This window comes from Mesorhizobium sp. M1E.F.Ca.ET.041.01.1.1, assembly GCF_003997355.1.
Taxonomy (GTDB): Bacteria; Pseudomonadota; Alphaproteobacteria; order Rhizobiales; family Rhizobiaceae; genus Mesorhizobium.
Genome location: NZ_RZSL01000890.1, coordinates 1 through 1,811 on the forward strand (window position 1 = coordinate 1; position 1,811 = coordinate 1,811).

Genomic DNA, 1,811 nt, shown 5'->3' on the forward strand with positions numbered 1-1,811 from the left:
GTTTCGTTCATAGTTTTCCAAATTTTTAACACTGCGGGAGGAGTTCGCCGATTGTCGCGTATTGCGCAAGCTTTTGACAGCGGGCAATGGAGCGTTATCGCTTCGGCCAGCGCCAAGGCTGCGCTGCTGACGTTGGCGCTTCCCCTTGCAGGCTGCGGCGCCGGCGGCTTCAGCCTGGAGAAAGCGGAGGTCGACCGCTCGATCGTCACTTCCAGCACGCCTTCCTCTCCCGCCCCGCCGGCAAGCAGCGACACCGATTCGGACCAGACCACCATCGGCAACGCGGTCTCCTCCGCCGACATCCAGGAACTCGGCGGCCAGGCCGTGCCGTGGGCCAATGCCGGCACCGGTTCGCGCGGCGCGATCACCGAACTTGTCGAGTTGAATGATGGCGCCCTGACCTGCCGCCGCTTCACCGCCACCAGGGAGAGCTTCGATGGCGTCGCCTTGTACAAGGGCGAGCTCTGCATGGCCGGCGCCGGCGGCTGGCGCATGCAGGAGTTCAAGGCGCTCTGAATTTCGCTCGGGGCGCTGATTTTCGGTCACGGATCGTTGTTGCGCCACTGGAATTTCTTCCTATCCGAGCGCATATAGGGGACAATTGTGGACTCATCCTCTCGTTCAGGCAGGAAGCATGCGCGACCCCTATGAGGTGCTGGGCGTTGCCAAGAACGCATCGGCCAAGGAAATAAAATCGGCGTACCGCAAGCTCGCCAAGAAGCATCATCCGGACCAGAATCCGAATGATCCGAAGGCGAAGGACCGTTTTGCCGCCGCGAACCAGGCCTACGAGATCGTCGGCGACGAGAAGTCGCGCGCCGCCTACGATCGCGGCGAGATCGACGCCGACGGCAAGCCGCGATTCCAGGGTTTCGAGGGTGCGGCCGGCGGTGGCGATCCGTTCGCCGGGTTCCGTCGTCAGCAGGGCCCCGGCGGCGCGCAGCATTTCGAATTTCGCACGGGACGGCCCGGCGGCGATCCGTTCGACGGCAACAGCGATATCTTCAGCCAGATCTTCGGCGATGCCTTCTCGGGCGCGCGCGGCGCAGGCCGCGGCGACCGTCGCCAGCCGGTGCAGGCGGCGGACCTCAACGTCACGCTCGATATCACCGTCGAAGAGGCAGCTACTGCCGAGAAGGTGACGGCGATGTTCCCCGACGGCCGCAAGATGGCGGTCAAGCTTCCGGCCTATGTCGAAGACGGCCAGACCATCCGCCTCAAGGGCCAGGGCGAGCAAGGGCCTGGCCAGCCGGGCGACGCGCTGGTCAAGATCCACATCCGCCGCCATCCGCGCTACCGCATCGAAGGCCGCGACCTGCATGTCGACCTGCCCGTCGACCTGGCCGACGCGGTGCTCGGCGCCAAGGTGGCGGTCGAGACGCCGACCGGCAAGCTCGCGGTCAACGTCCCGGCATGGTCGAGTTCGGACAAGGTGCTGCGCCTGAAGGGCAGAGGTTTGCCGGAAAAAGCAGGCGGTCACGGCGACCTCTACGCGCATGTGCGGCTGATGCTGCCGGAGGGCGGAGACGCCGATCTCGAAGCCCTGATTCGCCGCCGAAAAGGCTGATCGAGGCAATTTTCTCCGCAAGCCAGTCTGTTTTCGACGCTTGAAGGGGCTCTGTGCCTGTGCGATAGGGCTCCACACAAAACAGACACTCTTGCGGAGAACGCGCACATGGCGGGTGGACAGGGCCTGATGGCAGGTAAGCGGGGCCTTATTCTCGGCGTCGCGAACAATCGGTCGATCGCTTTCGGCATCGCCAAGGCCTGCGTCGATCACGGCGCCGAAATCGCGCTGACCTATCAGGGCG

General features: G+C 64.5%; 3 protein-coding genes. All 3 read left to right on the top strand.

Translation table 11 applies throughout. The annotated features are described in order from the left end of the window. The first annotated feature begins 51 nt into the window (after window positions 1-51). Complete coding sequence (locus EOA38_RS35520; RefSeq protein ID WP_126095260.1) at window positions 52-516, top strand: RT0821/Lpp0805 family surface protein; 465 nt, start codon at window positions 52-54, stop codon at window positions 514-516. 118 nt (window positions 517-634) lie between these two features. Beyond that, entirely contained in the window at window positions 635-1,567 is a 933-nt protein-coding gene (locus EOA38_RS35525) for a DnaJ C-terminal domain-containing protein (protein ID WP_126095259.1), read from the top strand. A gap of 108 nt (window positions 1,568-1,675) precedes the next feature. Beyond that, window positions 1,676-1,811 (top strand): SDR family oxidoreductase (locus EOA38_RS35530; protein WP_348627551.1); only part of this gene is annotated, 136 nt, incomplete at its 3' end.

Bases quoted from the DNA above. Each gene is read 5' to 3' on its own strand.
- EOA38_RS35525 (WP_126095259.1), top strand. From the start codon at position 635: ATGCGCGACCCCTATGAGGTGCTGGGCGTTGCCAAGAACGCATCGGCC.